Annotated in this window: 18 protein-coding genes; 7 read left to right on the top strand and 11 right to left on the bottom strand. The window is 74.8% G+C overall.

Features of this window, described 5'->3' with window-relative positions:
• Positions 1 to 46: 46 nt before the first annotated feature.
• Entirely contained in the window at positions 47 to 727 is a 681-nt protein-coding gene (locus tag CLV72_RS05315) for a glycoside hydrolase family 11 protein (protein WP_106240122.1), read from the top strand.
• An 81-nt stretch (positions 728 to 808) separates the two neighbouring features.
• Here CLV72_RS05315 and CLV72_RS05310 read toward each other — a convergent pair whose 3' ends face one another.
• From CLV72_RS05310 to CLV72_RS05285, 6 genes are all read right to left on the bottom strand, one after another.
• The gene (locus CLV72_RS05310; protein ID WP_106240119.1) at positions 809 to 1198 is read right to left on the bottom strand and encodes a DUF1761 domain-containing protein; all 390 of its coding nucleotides are present in this window, start codon (positions 1196 to 1198) and stop codon (positions 809 to 811) included.
• 145 nt (positions 1199 to 1343) lie between these two features.
• Positions 1344 to 2156 carry an ABC transporter ATP-binding protein gene (locus tag CLV72_RS05305; RefSeq protein ID WP_106240117.1) on the bottom strand — a complete coding sequence of 271 codons (813 nt, stop codon included), beginning with the start codon at positions 2154 to 2156 and terminating at the stop codon, positions 1344 to 1346.
• Complete coding sequence (locus CLV72_RS05300; protein ID WP_245929873.1) at positions 2157 to 3146, bottom strand: FecCD family ABC transporter permease; 990 nt, start codon at positions 3144 to 3146, stop codon at positions 2157 to 2159.
• A gap of 77 nt (positions 3147 to 3223) precedes the next feature.
• Complete coding sequence (locus CLV72_RS05295) at positions 3224 to 4300, bottom strand: ABC transporter substrate-binding protein (RefSeq protein WP_106240114.1); 1077 nt, start codon at positions 4298 to 4300, stop codon at positions 3224 to 3226.
• A gap of 27 nt (positions 4301 to 4327) precedes the next feature.
• A complete protein-coding gene (locus tag CLV72_RS32060) occupies positions 4328 to 5557 on the bottom strand; it encodes an MFS transporter (protein ID WP_170140877.1) in 1230 nt (409 codons plus the stop codon).
• A complete protein-coding gene (locus tag CLV72_RS05285; RefSeq protein WP_106240110.1) occupies positions 5554 to 6741 on the bottom strand; it encodes a SagB/ThcOx family dehydrogenase in 1188 nt (395 codons plus the stop codon). The genes CLV72_RS32060 and CLV72_RS05285 overlap by 4 nt, the downstream gene beginning before the upstream one ends.
• 523 nt (positions 6742 to 7264) lie before the next feature.
• Between CLV72_RS05285 and CLV72_RS05280 the strand changes: the two genes are divergently transcribed.
• Positions 7265 to 8362, top strand: coding sequence for a ferric reductase-like transmembrane domain-containing protein (locus CLV72_RS05280; RefSeq protein ID WP_106240107.1), 1098 nt, complete (start codon positions 7265 to 7267; stop codon positions 8360 to 8362).
• A 16-nt stretch (positions 8363 to 8378) separates the two neighbouring features.
• On the opposite strand, the gene CLV72_RS05275 is transcribed toward CLV72_RS05280, so the two are convergent.
• The 5 genes from CLV72_RS05275 to CLV72_RS05260 all read right to left on the bottom strand — a co-directional run bounded on the left by CLV72_RS05275 (position 8379) and on the right by CLV72_RS05260 (position 11777).
• Positions 8379 to 9011, bottom strand: coding sequence for a sulfotransferase family protein (locus tag CLV72_RS05275; RefSeq protein WP_106240104.1), 633 nt, complete (start codon positions 9009 to 9011; stop codon positions 8379 to 8381).
• A 26-nt stretch (positions 9012 to 9037) separates the two neighbouring features.
• Positions 9038 to 10312, bottom strand: coding sequence for a cytochrome P450 (locus tag CLV72_RS05270; RefSeq protein ID WP_106240101.1), 1275 nt, complete (start codon positions 10310 to 10312; stop codon positions 9038 to 9040).
• Between the two features lie 69 nt (positions 10313 to 10381).
• Positions 10382 to 10480 carry a cittilin family RiPP precursor gene (locus tag CLV72_RS33105; RefSeq protein ID WP_245929871.1) on the bottom strand — a complete coding sequence of 33 codons (99 nt, stop codon included), beginning with the start codon at positions 10478 to 10480 and terminating at the stop codon, positions 10382 to 10384.
• Positions 10481 to 10785: 305 nt separating this feature from the next.
• Positions 10786 to 10998: a DUF6243 family protein gene (locus CLV72_RS05265; RefSeq protein WP_106240098.1), complete on the bottom strand. Its 213-nt coding sequence runs from the start codon at positions 10996 to 10998 to the stop codon at positions 10786 to 10788.
• Between the two features lie 152 nt (positions 10999 to 11150).
• On the bottom strand, positions 11151 to 11777 hold the full coding sequence (locus CLV72_RS05260) for a TetR/AcrR family transcriptional regulator (RefSeq protein WP_106240094.1): 627 nt from the start codon (positions 11775 to 11777) through the stop codon (positions 11151 to 11153).
• Positions 11778 to 11846: 69 nt separating this feature from the next.
• On the opposite strand from CLV72_RS05260, the gene CLV72_RS05255 reads away from it, so the two are divergent.
• The 5 genes from CLV72_RS05255 (at position 11847) to CLV72_RS05235 (ending at position 16264) form a co-directional block, all read left to right on the top strand.
• Positions 11847 to 12731 (top strand): NAD(P)H-binding protein, encoded by an 885-nt coding sequence (locus tag CLV72_RS05255; RefSeq protein ID WP_106240088.1) that lies wholly within the window; start codon positions 11847 to 11849, stop codon positions 12729 to 12731.
• A 48-nt stretch (positions 12732 to 12779) separates the two neighbouring features.
• Positions 12780 to 13676, top strand: a complete 897-nt coding sequence (locus CLV72_RS05250) for a helix-turn-helix transcriptional regulator (protein WP_211302702.1) — start codon at positions 12780 to 12782, stop codon at positions 13674 to 13676.
• 122 nt (positions 13677 to 13798) lie between these two features.
• A complete protein-coding gene (locus CLV72_RS05245; RefSeq protein ID WP_106240083.1) occupies positions 13799 to 14809 on the top strand; it encodes an alcohol dehydrogenase catalytic domain-containing protein in 1011 nt (336 codons plus the stop codon).
• A gap of 52 nt (positions 14810 to 14861) precedes the next feature.
• Entirely contained in the window at positions 14862 to 15758 is an 897-nt protein-coding gene (locus CLV72_RS05240) for an SDR family NAD(P)-dependent oxidoreductase (protein ID WP_106240079.1), read from the top strand.
• A gap of 59 nt (positions 15759 to 15817) precedes the next feature.
• A complete protein-coding gene (locus CLV72_RS05235) occupies positions 15818 to 16264 on the top strand; it encodes a hypothetical protein (RefSeq protein ID WP_106240076.1) in 447 nt (148 codons plus the stop codon).
• Positions 16265 to 16311 lie beyond the last annotated feature (47 nt).

Raw genomic sequence — 16311 nt, 5'->3', positions numbered from 1 at the left:
GCGCTGCCCGGCCTCCCGCCCGCCTTCACCAGGAGGAATCACGCACATGGACGAGTCCCCCGCCAACTCGATCAGCCGGAGAAGGCTCATCGGCTACACCGCCGGCGCCGTGACCCTGGCCACGTCCGCGGTGATGCTGCCCGGCACCGCGCACGCCCAGACGGTCACCCAGAACTCCACCGGCACCCACAACGGCTACTACTACTCGTTCTGGACCGACGCCAACAACACGGTCTCCATGACCATGGGCGGCGGCGGCCAGTACAGCACCTCGTGGCGCAACACCGGCAACTTCGTCTGCGGCAAGGGCTGGAGCAACGGCAGCCGCAGGACCGTGCGCTACTCCGGCAGCTTCAACCCCTCCGGCAACGGCTACCTGTGCCTGTACGGGTGGACCTCGGGCCCGCTCGTCGAGTACTACATCGTCGACAGCTGGGGCAACTACCGGCCCACCGGAGAGCACCGGGGCACCGTCACCAGCGACGGCGGCACCTACGACATCTACCGGACGATGCGCTACAACGCCCCCTCCGTCGAGGGCACCCAGACCTTCCCCCAGTTCTGGAGCGTCCGGCAGCAGCGGCGCGTGGGCGGCACCATCACCTCCGGCAACCACTTCGACGCCTGGTCGCGCGCCGGTATGCAGCTGGGCAGCTTCCGCTACTACATGATCATGGCGACCGAGGGCTACCAGAGCAGCGGCAACTCCAACATCACGGTGAGCTGACCCGGTCGTAGAGCACTCGGACACCCGCATCCGCACCCGTGGCGCGGCGGTCGCCCGGCCGCCGCGCCACACCCGGCCGCGTCAGGGCCACAGGCCGACGATCACGGCGATGACCAGCAGCCGGCCCAGCCAGTTGCCCGCCTGGACGGCGGCGTGCCGCCAGGGCAGGCCGGACCAGACGACGGAGCCGCTGAGCAGCACCAGCGGGAACCCGGCCCAGACCGCGAGCGCGAGTCCCAGGGCGCCCGCCGCGTCCGCGATCCCCAGCCCGGCGGAGAGTCCCGCCACGACGCAGGCGACGACGAGGATCCGCACCGGCTCGAAGGCCAGGATCTTCCAGGGCCGCGGCGCGGCGCCCGCCTCCGCGCCGGGCGGCGGCGCGAGCCTCCGGGAGACCGCCGTGTGGTAGGCGACGGCGAACAGGAACGCGGCCGCCGCCGCCACCGCGACGGCCTGGAACTCGATCTCCATGGGTCTCTCCCGCCTCGCATCCGGCCAGGGCGACCGTGCCCGGCGCCCGGTCCTGCGTCCCAGGATGGAGATCGCGCGGGGCCGCCCGCATCGGCCGGAAGTCGACGGCCCCGCGACCGAAGTCGTCTTCTCCCCGAGACCTCCGTCAACCGGGGGCCGCACCCCCGCCGGAGGGCTCGGCGGGGTTGAGGATCAGGTGCGGGCGGCCGGTGCGCGGATTGGCGACGACCTGGGCGTGCACGCCGAAGACCTCGGCGACCAGCCGCTCGGTCAGCACCTCCTCAGGGGTGCCGGCGGCGGTGACGCGGCCGCCGTCGAGCACGTAGAGCCGGTGGCAGTAGGCGGCCGCCAGGTTCAGGTCGTGCAGGGCGGCCAGCACGGTGCGGCCGCTGGCGCTCACCAGGTCGAGCAGTTCGAACTGGTGCCGGACGTCGAGGTGGTTGGTGGGTTCGTCCAGCACCAGCAGCGGGGTGCGCTGGGCCAGCGCCCGGGCGAGCAGCACGCGCTGCTTCTCGCCGCCGGACAGGCCGGCGAAGGCCCGCCCGGCCAGGTGCTCGGTCCCGGTCCGCCGCAGCGCCTCGCCGATGGCGGCGCGGTCCTCGTCGGTGTCGGCGGCGAAGGGGCCCTTGTGCGGGGTGCGGCCCATCGCCGCCATCTCGTAGCCGGTCAGCTCCAGGTCGGCGTGGTTCTCCTGCGGCAGCGCGGCGATGGCGCGGGCGGCCTGCCGGGGCGGCAGCCGCCACAGGTCCGCGCCGCCGTACCGGACGCCGCCCGAGTGCGGCCGCAGGTGCCGGTAGACCGCCCGCAGCAGGGTGGACTTGCCGCTGCCGTTGGGACCGATCAGCCCGACGCGCTCCCCCGGCCCGACGGCGATGTCGATCCCGGAGACGATCCGCACGCCGGACAGGTCGACGCGGACGCCGTCGAGGACCAGCGCGGCCGGCTTCGGTGCGCTCATCTACAGCCCCGAGGTGTCGCGGGCCCGCGCGTGCACGAGCCAGAGGAACAGCGGCGCGCCCAGGACGGCGGTGACGATGCCCACCGGCAGCTCCTGCGGGCTCAGCGCGGTGCGGGCGGCGATGTCGACCAGCACCAGGAAGGCGGCGCCGGCCAGCGCCGCCAGCGGCAGCAGCCGGCGGTGGTCGCCGCCGGTGAGCAGCCGCACGGCGTGCGGGACGACCAGCCCGATGAAGCCGATACCGCCGGCCAGCGCCACCATGATGCCGGTGAGCAGCGCGATCAGCAGGAAGAGCAGGGCGCGGGTGCGCGCCGGCGGTGTGCCCAGGCTGGTCGCGGTCTCGTCGCCGAGCAGCAGCGCGTTGAGCGGGCGGGCCTGCGCCAGCATCACCGTCATCACCACCGCCAGGACGGCGGCGGGCAGCCCCAGGTCGCCCCAGTCGGCCTCGGCCAGGCTGCCGAACAGCCAGAACAGCACCGAGTTGGTCGTCCCCGGGTCGTCGGCCCGCAGCACCAGGAAACTGGTGACACCCGAGAGCGCGTAGGTGACCGCCATCCCCGACAGCACCAGCCGCAGCGGCGCCAGTGCCCGCCGCGCCCCGGCCAGCGCGTACACGGTGGCGAAGGCGGCCAGCGCCCCGGCGAAGGCGGCGATGCCGGCCGAGGCGGGCCCGAAGGGCGCGAAGCCGGTGACCAGCACCGCGACGGCCCCGACCGCGCCGCCGTAGGTGAGGCCCAGCACGTAGGGGTCGGCGAGCGGATTGCGCACCAGGGTCTGGGTGGCGGCCCCCGCCAGCGCCAGCCCCGCGCCGACCAGCGCGGCCAGCAGTGCGCGCGGGACGCGCAGGTTCCACACCACCGTGTCCTGGCTGGCGGTCCAGGGCCCCGGCCCGCCGCCGGACAGGTGCCGGGCGATGATCCGCAGCACCGTGCCCGGGGGCACCTCCACCGCGCCGAGGCAGACCGACGCCACCAGGCCGGCGGCCAGCACGGCGCAGATCCCGGCACAGCCCGGCCATACCGGGCCGCGGCCCCGGGCGGCGGGCGCCGCGGTGCGGGCCGGAGCCGTCACGGCGCGCCGTGCAGCTGCTCGGCCAGCTCGGCCACCGCGTCGGCGGTGCGGACGCCGCCCACCGACGCCTCCTCGTAGACCAGCCGGGCGAAGCGCCGCTCGCGCACCGCGGTGACGCCGCGCAGCGCCGCGGCGGACGTCAGGAACTCCTCGGCCTCGGCGGCGCGGGCGGCATTGGCGGCGGCGCCGCCCTGGTCGTAGACGATGACCAGGATGACGTCCGGGTCCCGGTCGACCACCTGCTCCCAGCCGACCTGCTCGTACACTCCGTCCCGGTCGGCGAAGAGGTTGCGGCCCCCGGCCAGCTCGATCACCGCGTTGACGGTCTGCCGGTTGCCGGGCGCGTAGGGGGTGGCGGTGCCCTCGTCGAACTCGAACGGGAACACGGTGGGCCGCTCGGCCGCCGCGGCCCGCCCGCCCGCCTGCGACACGCGGGCGCGCATCTCCTCGACCAGCTCGGCGGCCCGCTCGGGGACGCCGAGGATGCCGCCCAGGTTCTCCAGGTCGCGGTAGACCAGCTCCAGATCGGTCTGCGGGCCGGTGAGCGCTGTGGCGCACGAGGTGCTGAAGGCCAGGTAGGAGTCGGCCCCCGCCTCGGCCAGTTCCTGCTGCGACATGGCGCCCTCGGCGTCGAAGTTGCTGGGAAAGCCGCCCAGCACCAGGTCCGGCTGGACGGACAGCAGTTCCTCCCTGGGCACCGCCCGGTAGCCGCCGCCCACGGTGTAGGAGCCCGACAGGGAGGCGAGCCCGGCCGCGGTGTCCGCGAACTCCGGCGGCATGGCGCCCGGGCGCGGCTGCTGGCCGACGGCGGCGATCCGGTCCTCGGCGCCGAGCCAGAGCACCATCTCCAGCACGCTCGGGCTCAGCGGCACGACCCGCGAGGGTGCCCGCTCGTAGCGGGTCTCGGTCCCGGTGCAGTCGGCCACGGTCACCGGCCGGTAGCCGGTGCCGGCGGCGGCGGAGCCGTCCGGGGCGGGGGCGGCGGTGGCCGAGCAGGCGGTGGCGGCCGCCAGCAGCGCCGCCGCGGCGGTCGCCGCGCACCGGCGGGCTGCGGTCGGAATGGGAGGGGTCACGGACCTGCCTTTCTGGCCTTCGATCGGCTATCTCTCGGAGTCGGGGTCCGCGGGGCGGGCGGAGGGTGCGGGCGGCGGGGCGAGCGCGCCGCGGCCGGCGAGCGCGCAGCCGGCCGCCAGGGCGCCGAAGCCGGCGGCCGCGGCGAAGGCGCCCGCGGCCGACGCCTCCGCGAGCAGTCCGCCCGCGAGGTTGCCGAGCGAGGCGCCCGCGAAGGTCGCGGTGATCCCCCAGGCGAAGGACTCGGTGAGGGTGCCCTCGGGGGCGACCCGTCCCACCAGTTCGAAGTTGGCGATGACGATCGGCGCCAGCCAGGCGCCCGCCGCCAGGCAGAGCACCAGCAGCACGCCGATACCCGGGGCGAACGGGAGCACGGCGGCCGAGAGCGCGTACCCGGCCACCAGGGCGGGGAAGCGCGCCGCCGTGTCGCCGCGCCAGGCGACCGCGCCGTAGGCCAGGCCGCCGAGCAGGCTGCCGAGCCCGAAGGCGGCCAGCGCGAGCCCGCCCGCCTCGGGGAGGGCGTGCTCGTCGGCGAAGGCGACGAAGCCGAGCCGCAGGGTGCCCAGCAGCGCGCCGGTGAGCACCGACACCGCCAGCAGCAGCCGCACGCCGGGTGAGCGCAGCGGTCCGAGCAGGCCGCCGCGCCGCGCCGCCGGCCGCCACCGCCGCGAGGGCGCCAGCCGGGCGAACCAGACCGTGCCGCCGAGCAGCGCGGCCGCGCAGCCGCCCAGCGCCCAGGCCGGGTCGGCCAGCAGACTCGCGCCCGTCACGGCGAGCGGGCCGGCGACCAGGGCCAGGTCCAGCACCAGCGCGTCGGCCGCCAGGGCGGCCCGGCGCACCGCGGGGTCGTCGACCACCGTCGACCACAGCGCGCGGGCCGCGGCCGCCACCGGCGGCAGGGTGGCGCCCACCAGCGCGGCCCACACCCCCAGGACCACGGCGCCGGCGCCGGGGCGGGCGGCCAGGATCAGCCCGGCGAAGGCGGCGGCGTTGGCGGCCGAGGCCGCCAGCAGCGGCACCGTCTGGCCGTGGCGGTCGACCAGCCGGGCGTGCACCGGCACGCACACGGCGTAGGCCGCGCCGGTGGCCGCGGTGACCGCGCCCGCGGCCGGGTAGGAGCCGGTGCGCTCCACGACCAGCAGTAGGACGGCGAAGGAGTACGCCTGGAGGGGTACGCGTGCCAGGACCCCGACCGCCAGCAGCGACGGGGCCCAGCGCTGCCGGAGCAGCCGCGCGTAGGGGTGTGCCTGTCCGTTCAAGGGCGCGGCGCGTCTCCCGGAGGCCTTGCGTGGGCCATCAGCGCGGCCGGGTCGACCAGCGTGGCGCGGCTGGTGCCCCGGGGCATCCCGCCCTCCGCCGGCACTGGGTCGCCCGCGCCGAACATGTACAGCGCGCCCTCGCTGAAGCCGTCGACGCCCAGCGCCTCGTCCAGCTCCTCGTCCCGGAAGGCCGCGCTCTGCCAGGCGCCCAGGCCCAGCGCGGTGGCGGTGAGCACGAAGGTCTGGCCGAGGTGCCCGGCGCCCAGCAGGGTGACCCGGTAGGCGCGGGAGTGGCGGTACTTGTACATGGTCCGCTCGTAGACGGCGGTGACGAAGCAGACGAAGGCCGAGGGGGTGCACATCTGCGACTCGAAGGTGAGCCGGTGCAGCCGGTCCCGGTCGAAGCCTGCGTCGATCAGCTCCAGCGCGTGCGCCTCGGCGTTGTAGTGGTACAGGCCCGGCGGCACGTCCTGCACGTCCATGACGGCCACGTAGCCCTCCAGCTCGTGGCGGGCGCCGCCGCAGGGGCTGGTGCGCAGCATCAGCGTGCCCAGGTCGCCGGCGTCGTAGAGCTGCATGGGGCCGAAGGTGGTGAACAGCGCGGTGGACAGCTCGCGGATGCCCACGGGCTCGCCGGTGAAGGCGCGGTGGGTGCGGCGGCGGGTGAGCACCTCGCCGAAGGGGTCGTCCAGCGGCGCGAACAGCCGCGGCAGGTAGACGCGCGGCGCCTGGGGATAGGACTTGAAGATGGCGGGCGGGGTGCCGCCGGTCTCGCGCACCCAGCGGGCGTCGGAGCGGCGCTGTTCGAGGGTGTCGCCGGTGTAGATCGCGTTGCGGGTGCCGAAGTGGAAGTAGCGGGCCTCCTCGCCCCAGTTCTCCCAGGCGGCCAGGAAGCGCTCCTCGCGCTCGGCCTGCTCCCGGTCCAGCAGCAGCCCGCTGTCGGCCAGGGCCGCCACGCCCGCGCGCACCGACTCGGGGTCGAACTCCGGCAGCTCGGCCGCGAGCTTGCCCGCGGTGTTCCAGTCGTCGAAGCGCTCCAGCAGCCGCAGCGCCTCGACGTCGACCGTGACCGCGTTCTCGGTCTCGGTGTCGGTCGACCGGCTCTCCAGGTAGTTCTCCGCCGTCAGCTCGCCGTCGTGCCAGTACAGCACGACCGAGCGCGCCCTCCGGTACTCCACGTCCACACCGACTCCTCGTCCCTGTCCGTGCACCTGTGCGTTCGCCCGACACCGCGGGCACCTTGGGGCGCCGCCTGCCGGGCGGCGCGCGGCCGCCCGGCAGGACCGCGCCGGATCAGGCGTGGTTGTTCAGCAGCCGGCTGCGGGTCTTCTTGCGGCGCACGGTGAGGGTCAGCTTCTTCATGCTCGATCGCTCCTTTCGCGAGGGCCCTATAAGAGGGTCCCGCTGTGGATGACGGTTCAATCCACAGTCGGGCGGAAAGCCGGGAAAGTTCCAGAAGTCGGCGCCCAGTCGTACGAAAGGCCGGAAAAGTTCCCGGCCGATCGCGAAATTGTCGGCCGATGCGCATCGCCGCTGATCATCAGGGGAAGCACGGTTCCGGCGGCGGAACGGCCGGCGCCGTCACGAAGTTCGTGCGGAAGCACGGTCTAGCCGAATTCTGCGTTTCAAGGTACAAAGGTCCCCGAAACCGACATCCGTCACCGTGGACGGGTCATTCGATCATGCTTCGACGCCCGCGAGGTGGCAATGAGCGAGGTTCGGAATCCGATTCCCGGCGATTCGGCGGCGGAGTCCGCCCCGCCGCGGAAAAGGCGCGGGCGCCGGATCGACCTCGCCGGATTCGCCGCCGACCTGCGCGGCGCCGTCCCCGACGCGAGCGCCGCGCTGGTGATCACCGGGCTGATCTTCTGGTGGCTCTACAGCCGCGTCGCCGCGGGCGTCTCCCAGACCGTCCAGGTGATGCCCTTCCTCGCCGACGCGAACCAGTACTGGGTGTACTGGCTGTGCCAGGCCTTCGGCTGGTCGGCGCTGCTGTGGGCCTGGATCACCGTCATGCTCGGCCTGATCCGCTCCAGCACGCTGCCCGGCTGGATGCCGTTCTCGGCCGCCCGGATCGAGCGCCTGCACCGGACCACCAGCCTCACCACGATCGCGCTGATGTTCGCGCACGCGCTCGCCTTCTTCGTCGAGCTGGTGCGCGCCAACGACTACGAGCTGCCCTGGGGCGGGCGGGTGCTGACCGCCTTCGTCGAGTCCTTCGTCCCCGGCGGCTACCCCTCGGGCACCGGGCAGGTGGCGATCCTGGTCGGCCTGCTCGCCTTCTACCTCGCCATCCCGCTGGGGCTCGCCTACTACGTGCGGCAGGCCACCGGCTCGCGCATGTGGCGCGCCCTGCACCGCCTGATCATCGTGGTGTACGCGCTCAGCGTCTGGCACACCCTGCTGTACGGCACCAGCGTCTGGTTCGACGGCTGGCTGCGCACCGGCCTGTGGCTGCTCCAGCTCCCGGTCGCCGCGCTGCTGCTGGCCCGGCTGCTCGCCCCGGCCCGGTCCAGTGAGCGGCTGCGGCTGAGCGATCCGGCGGTGCGCGAGCGCCCGCTGATCAGCGCCGCCCGGCTGGGCGCCCGCCTGGCCACCGCCGCCACGATCGTCGTCCTGCTGCTGGTCGCCGCCTCCGGCCGCGACGGCGGCCGGCTGCCCGGCGCCGAGTCCGTCCCGGTCAACACGCCGGCCTCCTTCGTCTGGGCCGGCCTCGCCGTGCTGCTGGTCGTGGCGGGCGTCGTCGTGCACACCACGCGCGTGCGCCGCCGCGAGCGGCGCGCGTCCGGGCCGGTCCCGGGCTGAGGGGCGCGGAGCGCGCTCAGCGGCCCGGCCCGAGCACCCGGGCGCGGTAGGACTCGGCGGAGTTGGTGTCGGGGTACGGCCGGTCAGGTACGGGGACGCCGAGGAAGGCGCACAGCGGCGCCCAGCCGTCGGCGGCCCGGAACTCCAGCAGGCGCTCGGCCGGCACCCCCGCGCGGACCCGCCGCTCGTGCTCGGTGAACACGCGCACGGCGTGCTCGGGCTGTTCGAAGCGGCCGCCGAAGGCGCCCTGCCAGATCACCTCCTCGTTAAAGGCGAAGACCTCGCCCGCCCGGCCCTCCGGCGTCCGGGGCGCCCCGTCGGGGCCGAAACGGCTGCGGTACAGCGTGCGGTACGCGCTGCGGTACCACTCGGCGGGGTCCCGGCTGGTCAGGATCACCTTGGCCTCGGGGAAGGCCGCCACCAGTCCGGGCCAGAAGGCGCAGCCCGGCCAGCCGAGCGTCGCCCGGTACCCGGCCAGCACCTGGGTCCAATCCGCGCGGCCCTCGGCGGCGGCCCGCCACAGCGCGAGCCGCTCGGGCCGGTCGTACAGCTCCTTCATGTGGTAGCAGGGCGCGAAGCCGAGCGCTTCGAGCGCGAGCCGGAGCGAGACCGTGCCCGTCCGGCCGAAGCCGACGCCGATCACCTGCACTGCGGACCCCTTTCCGTCGCGGCGGCTCAGCCGGCCGGGAGCTTGCGCACGACGGCGCGCACGCCGCGCGGCTGGAGGGTGAGCGCCGGCCTGGGCCGGACGCCGTCCGGCTCGACGAGTTCGAACCGGACCCGGGAGCGCAGCGCCGCGGTGATCACCGCGATCTCGCGCAGCGCCATCGACGCCCCGATGCAGCCGCGGGGGCCGCCGCCGAACGGGAAGTAGGCGTAGCGGTGCGGCGGGCCGCCGTCGAGCCAGCGGGCGGGGTCGAAGACGAGCGGCGCCGCGTACCACCGCTCGTCGCGGTGGGTGACCCACTGGCTGACCGTGACGGTCGTGCCGGCGGGGACGGGGTACCCGCCGAGCTCGACGGGGGCGGCCGTCTCGCGGCTGGTCACCCAGGCCGGCGGGTACAGCCGCATGACCTCCTTGACGACCGCGTCCAGGTAGGCCCCGGCCGGGTCGCCCGCCTCGGCGCTCAGCCGCCGGTCCACCCCCGGGTGGGTGCCCACCAGGTACCACAGCCAGGTCAGCGCCTCGGCGGTCGTCTCGTAGCCCGACATGAGCAGGGTGGCCAGCTCGTCGTGGATCTCGGCGGGGTCCAGCGGCGGATCGGCGCCCTTGAGCAGGCCGAGGACCGTGTCGTGGCCGGGCCCGGCCGACGGTCGGGCGATGATCGCGTCCAGGTTCCGGTCCAGTTCGGCCAGCGAGCGGCGCAGCGCCAGGTTGACCGGGCTGGGGAACCACGCGGGCAGCCGCATCGGGGTGGCGGTGAGGCGCATGATGGCCTCCACCGCCCGCTGGACGCTCTCGGCGGCCTCCCCGGCCGAGGCGCCCAGCAGGTGCGTGGAGGCGACGGTCAGCGCGAGCCGCGCCATCTCCGGGTGGATGTCGAGGAGTTCGCCGTCGCGCCAGCCGGCGACGGTGCGGTCGACCTCCGCCTCGGCTCCGGCCGCCAGGGCGGCGAGCCGCTCGGGGCGGAAGACCGGCTGCAGCCGGCGGCGCTTGCGCAGCCAATCCCCGCCCTCGCTGTTCATCATCGCTCGCGGGAATCCCGTATGGGCCCGCCTGCGCAGATTCGGCCGGTCCTTCACCACGGAGCGGTCGCGGTCGACCAGGATCCGCTCGACCTCGTCCGGATGGACGACCAGCACATTGTGCTCCCCCAGCAGCACCACATCGCCGAATTCCGCCGCGCACCGCGACAGGAATCCCAGCGGGTCCACCGCGTAATCGGCGAAATTGCCGCTCCAGCGGTCGCCCCGGGGCCCCGGGGGGCGCGGCCCGGGCCGGTCAGCCATGCCGACCGGCCCGCCGCGGCCGGCGCGACCCTGGCTCGTCCGACGCCATCGCCGTCAGGGGTCCGGCCTTTAGTAGTAGACGTACGGGGTGGTCAGCCGACGGGAGTCCGCGATCCGAAGGGTCGCGGCGACCCGGTACATGAACTTCTTCATGGGTACCTCCGTCATCTCGGTCGTGCGCTATTGCATACCGATATATTTCATCGGCCGCCGCCACGCTAGCCACCCCGTATGTGCAAATTCAAGGGCGACCGACGACACAAGGACCTTACTCGTACAAGATCGAATTACCTGTTCCCGAATTCCGCACCGGCCGCAGCAGGAAGAACGCCCGCGGCGGGCGGGCGGCCGTTCGGGAGAAAGAATTTTGGAAACGGACCCCGCGCTCCGGCCCGGGGCGCCGGAACGCCGCAGGCGGCCGGTCCGGCACCGCGCCGGGCCGGCCGCCTGGTGGAAGGGCCGGGGTCCGGGGGCTAGCCCTCGCCCTCGGACCGCTGCTCCGGCTCGGCCGCGGCGGGCCGGTCGGCCTGGGCGCGCTCGCGCATCTTGCGCAGCAGTTCCTGCTTGCGGTCGGCGACGGCGTCGCGGTCGGCGGCGGAGGCGGGGCCGGAGCCCTGCCGGTCGGCACGGGACAGCTTCTTGCGCTGCCCGCCCAGGCCGAGAAGGTCGTTACGGCGCTTGGCCACAGGTTCTCCAGGGTGGTGAGAGGTGATCAGGGAACGTCCGACGGGGGCGGCGCGCGGCCGCCAGGCCCTCACATCGCGCCCTCACATGGAGATATCGGGAGTACGCGGCACACCGACCACGGTATCCGGTGCCCGCGACCGGCGGCATCCGCTTATCCGCCCCCGGCGGACGGGCCGAGCACCGCGGTGACGGCGGCGCGGATGGGCGCGAGGTCGACGTCGGCGGCCAGCGACGCCTCGTCGGCCGCCTCGTCCAGCGGCGGCTCGACGCCCAGCAGCGCCCGGAACAGGCGCGGGTGGACCGTGCCGCCGAGGAGCCGGCCCGCGGCCTCCTCGGCCGCCGCCGGGCTCAGGTCGAAGCGCTCGGCCAGGTAGCCGGCCAGCCGCCGCCGGCTGGTGTCGAAGATCGCGTCGTGGTAGCGGGCCGACGCCTCGGGCAGCCGCTCGGCCTCGGCGATGCCGAGGCGGCAGGTCCGCAGCGCGGGCCTGCGCAAAAGGAGCTGGAGGAAGCGGGCGCAGTAGACGACGACCGCCTCCACCGCGTCCTCGCCGTAGGCGTCGGGCGTGCGCAGGCGGCCGAGGTAGAGGTCGCGGGCGAGGTCGACGACGGCGAGGAAGAGCCGGTCCTTGCTCTCGAAGTGCGCGTAGAGGGACCGCTTGGAGGTCCCGGCGCGGGCGGCCACCGCGTCCATCGAAGCGCGCGCGAAGCCCAGCTCCAGGAAGACGTCCTTCGCCGCCCACAGGATGTGCTCCCGCAGTTCGTCCCCGCGCCTCGCCATCCGCCTTGCCCTCCCATAAAGTAAACGGTACGGTCTAGTTTACTTTCATCGGTCGCTCAGGAGCTTCACATGATCGTCGTCACCGCACCCACCGGCGCCATCGGACGCCAGGTGGTCGCGAATCTCCTCGGCAGCGGCGAGCCTATCCGCGTGATCGCACGCGATCCGGCCCGCCTCTCCGCGTACGTGCGCGCGCACGCCGAGGTCGTACCCGGCTCGCACGGCGACCCCGCTGTCGTCGGCGCCGCCCTCGCGGGCGCCGACGCCGTGTTCTGGCTGGTGCCCCCGGACCCTCGCGCCAAGAGCCCGGAGGCCGCCTATGTGGACTTCACCCGGCCGGCCTGCGACGCCTTCGGCGAGCACGGCGTCGGGCGGGTGGTCGGCGTCTCCGCCCTGGGCCGCGGCACCGCGATGGAGCGCGAGGCCGGCCTGGTGACGGCGTCGCTGGCGGCGGACGACCTGATCGCGGGCACCGGCGTGCCCTACCGGGCCCTGGTGATGCCCTCGTTCATGGACAACGTCCTGCGCCAGGCCGAGTCGATCAGGACCCGCGGCGTGTTCCACTCGCCGCTGCCCGCGGACCTCAGGCTGCCCACCTGCGCCACCCGCGACATCGCCACCGCCGCCACCCGGCTGCTGCTCGATCGCTCCTGGAGCGGGGTGGGCGAGGTCCCGGTGCTCGGCCCCGAGGACCTGTCCTGCGCGGACATGGCGCGGACCATGTCGGAGGTGCTGCGGCGGCCGATCCGCTTCCAGCGGGTCCCGCTCGACGCCTACCGGGCGAACCTCCTCGCCGCCGGGATGTCGGAGGCGATGGCGCAGGGCATGGCCGACATGATGGCGGCCAAGGGCGCCGGACTCGACCAGGCCGTGGCCCGCACGCCCGAGTCCGGCGGCCGAACGGGCTTCCGCCGGTGGTGCGAGGACGTGCTCAAGCCGGCCGTACTCGCCTGAGCACCGCCGCCTTCTCCCCTGGTCCGCCACCTGGTCGTAGAGTCGGAGGTGGGGAGCGGAGTCGGGGAGGACGCGGTGGACCTGGTCGAACTTGGAGCCTTCTTGAAGTCGCGGCGCGACCGGCTGAGCCCGCAGGCCGTCGGCCTGCCGCCCGGAACGAGGCGGCGGGTGCCCGGCCTGCGCCGGGACGAGGTGGCGCGGCTGGCCGGCGTGTCCGCCGACTACTACACCGAACTGGAGCAGGGCCGCGGGCAGTGCCCGTCGGAGCCGGTGCTGCACGCGCTGGCCCGGACCCTGCGCCTGGACTCCGACGAGACCGGCCACCTGCTCCACCTGGCCGGGCACCCGGCGCCCATCGGCGCGGAGCCGCTGCGGATGCAGTCGGCGCTGCGCCAGCTGATGCAGCGCCTGGACGACACCCCCGCCATGGTCATCACCGATATGCACGAAGTGGTGGTGCAGAACCACGCCGCCCAGGTCCTGGTCGGCCCCCAGGCGGGCCTGACCGGGATCCGGGCGAGCTTCCTCTTCCACTGGTTCACCGCCCCGGCGACCCGCGGACTCTATCCGCCGGACGACCACGAGTACCACTCCCGGCTGCTCGTCTCCGACCTGCGCGCCGCCGCCGCCCGCCGCGGCCCGGCCGACCGCACCTGCTCCGAACTGGTCCGCCACCTGCTGGCCCATAGCGCCGAGTTCGCCGGGCTGTGGCGGGCCCGGGAGGTCGCGGTGCGCCACGAGGAGTACAAGCGGGTGGTCAACCCCGCCCTGGGCACCCTCAAGGTCACCTGCAACACCATCGTCACGGCCGACACCGCGCAGCGGCTGCTGTGGTTCGTGCCCGACGACCCCGGCGCCGTGGCGGCGCTGCGCACCCTCGACCCCGCCGAGGTCTGGCGCGACACCCCGGGCCCGGCCTTCGGCGTCCCCCCAGCCCGGGGTTGACCACCCCAGGCTGCGCCCTTTCGCCGCCGATGCGGGCGCGCCACTCTTGGGGGTAGCGGAACGGGGGCGTTCCCGCTGGTCGGAGCGTCCCGGTCACCGCTGTCCGCCAAGGAGGAAACGTCATGCGCGCAGTACTCGCCACCGGGGCGAACATCCCGCCGTCCCTGACCGACCGCCCGGTGCCCGAGCCGGGTCCCGGCGAGGTCCTGGTGAAGATCACCGCCTGCGGGGTGTGCTTCACCGATCTGAACCTGGTGCGCGGGCACTACCCGTTCGCCCGCTTCCCGGTCGTCCCGGGCCACGAGATCACCGGCACGGTCGCGGCGCTCGGCAGCGGGGTGCCCGGCCTGTCCGTGGGCGACCCGGTCGGCGCCCAGTTCCTGTACGACTCGTGCGGCCACTGCGACTACTGCGTGTCCGGCGAGCAGATCCTGTGCCCGTCCAAGCGCATCACCGGCATCGTCGCCGACGGCGGCTACGCCGAGTACGGCCTGTTCAAGGGCGGGTACGTCACCCCGCTGCCGGCCGGGCTCGACCCGGTGGCCGCGGCGCCGCTGATGTGCGCGGGCCTGACCGCCTTCAACGGCCTGCGGCGGGCCGGCGCCACCGCCGACTCGCGGGTGGCGGTCATCGGCAGCGGCGGCGTCGGCGCGCTGGCCGTCCGCTACGCCCTCGCCATGGGCGCGCGGGTCGCGCTGGTCGGCCGCTCGGCGTCGGGCGAGACGCACGCCAAGGACCTCGGCGCGGAGCTGTACGTCGCCTCCCGCGACACCGACCCCGCCGCGGCGCTCAAGGCGTGGGACGGCGGCGCGGACGTCATCCTGAACGCCGCCCCGTCCACCGCGGCGGCGGCCGCCGCCGTCACCGGGCTCGCCCCCGACGGCACGCTCGTACTCTGCGGCTACGACAACGCGCCGCTCACCCTGCCGGTCCCGCCCATGGTGCTCAACCGGCTGCGGGTCATGGCCTCGCCGTCCGGCTCGCCGCACGACCTGCGCGACACGCTGGCCTTCTCAGCGCAGCACCGCATCCTGCCCGAGATCACACCGATCGGCCTGGACGAGGCGCCGGCGGCGCTGGAGGCCATGGGCGGCGGAGCCGGCGGCGGCCGCCGCGTCATCACCTTCGCCTGACCGATCCCCGCCCCCGCCGACGGGGGCGCCCCGACGACATACCGGAGCAGCAATGAGCACGACCGTCCTCATCACCGGCGCGAGTTCGGGTTTCGGCGCGCTGTCCGCGCGCGCCCTGGCCCGCGCCGGGCACACCGTGTACGCGGCGATGCGCGCCACCACCGGCCGCAACGCCGAGCGCGTCGCCGACGCCGCCGCCTACGCCAAGGAGCACGGTGTGGACCTGCGCACCGTCGAACTGGACGTCCTGTCGCAGGAGTCCGTCGACGCGGCGGTCGCCACCGTCCTGGCCGAGACGGGCGCGATCGACGTGGTGGTGCACAACGCCGGGCACATGGTGCTCGGCCCCGCCGAGGCCTTCACGCCCCAGGAGCTGGCCGCCGTCTACGACACCAACGTGCTGGGCAGCCAGCGGCTCAACCGGGCCGTCCTGCCGCACCTGCGCGAACGCGGGCGCGGCCTGCTGCTGTGGATCGGCTCCAGCTCCACCCGCGGCGGCACCCCGCCCTACCTCGCGCCGTACTTCGCGGCCAAGGCGGCGGCCGACGCGCTGGCCGTGTCCTACGCGGCGGAGCTGGCCCGCTTCGGCATCGAGACGACCATCGTCGTCCCCGGCGCCTTCACCTCGGGCACCCGGCACTTCGCCAATGCCGGCCACCCGGCCGAGACGGCCGTGCTCGCGGCCTATGACGAGCGGTACGGCGGCCTGATGGAGCAGGTGGGCGCGCGGCTGGCCGAACTCCAGCCGCCCGGCGCCGACGTCTCCATGGTGGCCGACGCCGTCGTCGCGGTCGTCGGCGCCCCGCACGGCACCCGCCCGTTCCGGGTGCACGTCGACCCGGCCGACGACGGCTCGGCGGAGGTCAGCGAGGTCGCCGACCGCGTCCGCGCCCGCTTCCTGACCCGCATCGGCCTGGACGACCTGCTCGGCCCGCGCGTCACCGCGTAGCGGGCGCCGGGGCCCGGCCTGCCCGTCCGTTCCCGCCCGGCCTGGAGTATCGTCCGGCTGTGCTGCGAAGAGCGTGGGCCTGGGCGGGCCCCGTCCTGGTCGTGACCGGCATGGCCCTGGCGGCCGCGGGCTGGGGCGGGGTCTTCGGCACCTCCTGCACGGGCCGCTACATGGAGGCCGACGACCCCTGCTTCCAGACGACCCCGCTGGGGACCTACATCCTGGCGGCCATGGCCGCCATCCCCTTGACCGTGGTCGGTCTGCTGCTCACGGGTTTCCTGGGCGAGCTGCGCCGGATGGCGCTGTCCGCCCTGCTCGGCGGCGCGCTCGGCGCGGCGGTGGCCCTGGCCGCCGGGTGGTGGCCGGTCGCCGCCGTCGTCGGCGGGGCCGGCGCCGTGCTGGCCGCGGCGGTCTGGGGCACCGAGCGGCTGGCCCGGCGGCTGCGCGCCCTGGTGGAGGCCGATCCGGCGCCGCCCGCAGGACCCGCCCCCAAGCGGACGCGTTAGCGCTTCGGCGGCGCCGGGTAGCCGCGACGGGTACCGCGACCGTTCGG

Origin of the sequence: Allonocardiopsis opalescens (genome assembly GCF_003002095.1) — a bacterium.
Taxonomy (GTDB): domain Bacteria; phylum Actinomycetota; class Actinomycetes; order Streptosporangiales; family Streptosporangiaceae; genus Allonocardiopsis; species Allonocardiopsis opalescens.
This window is presented reverse-complemented; position numbering and strand designations above follow the sequence as displayed.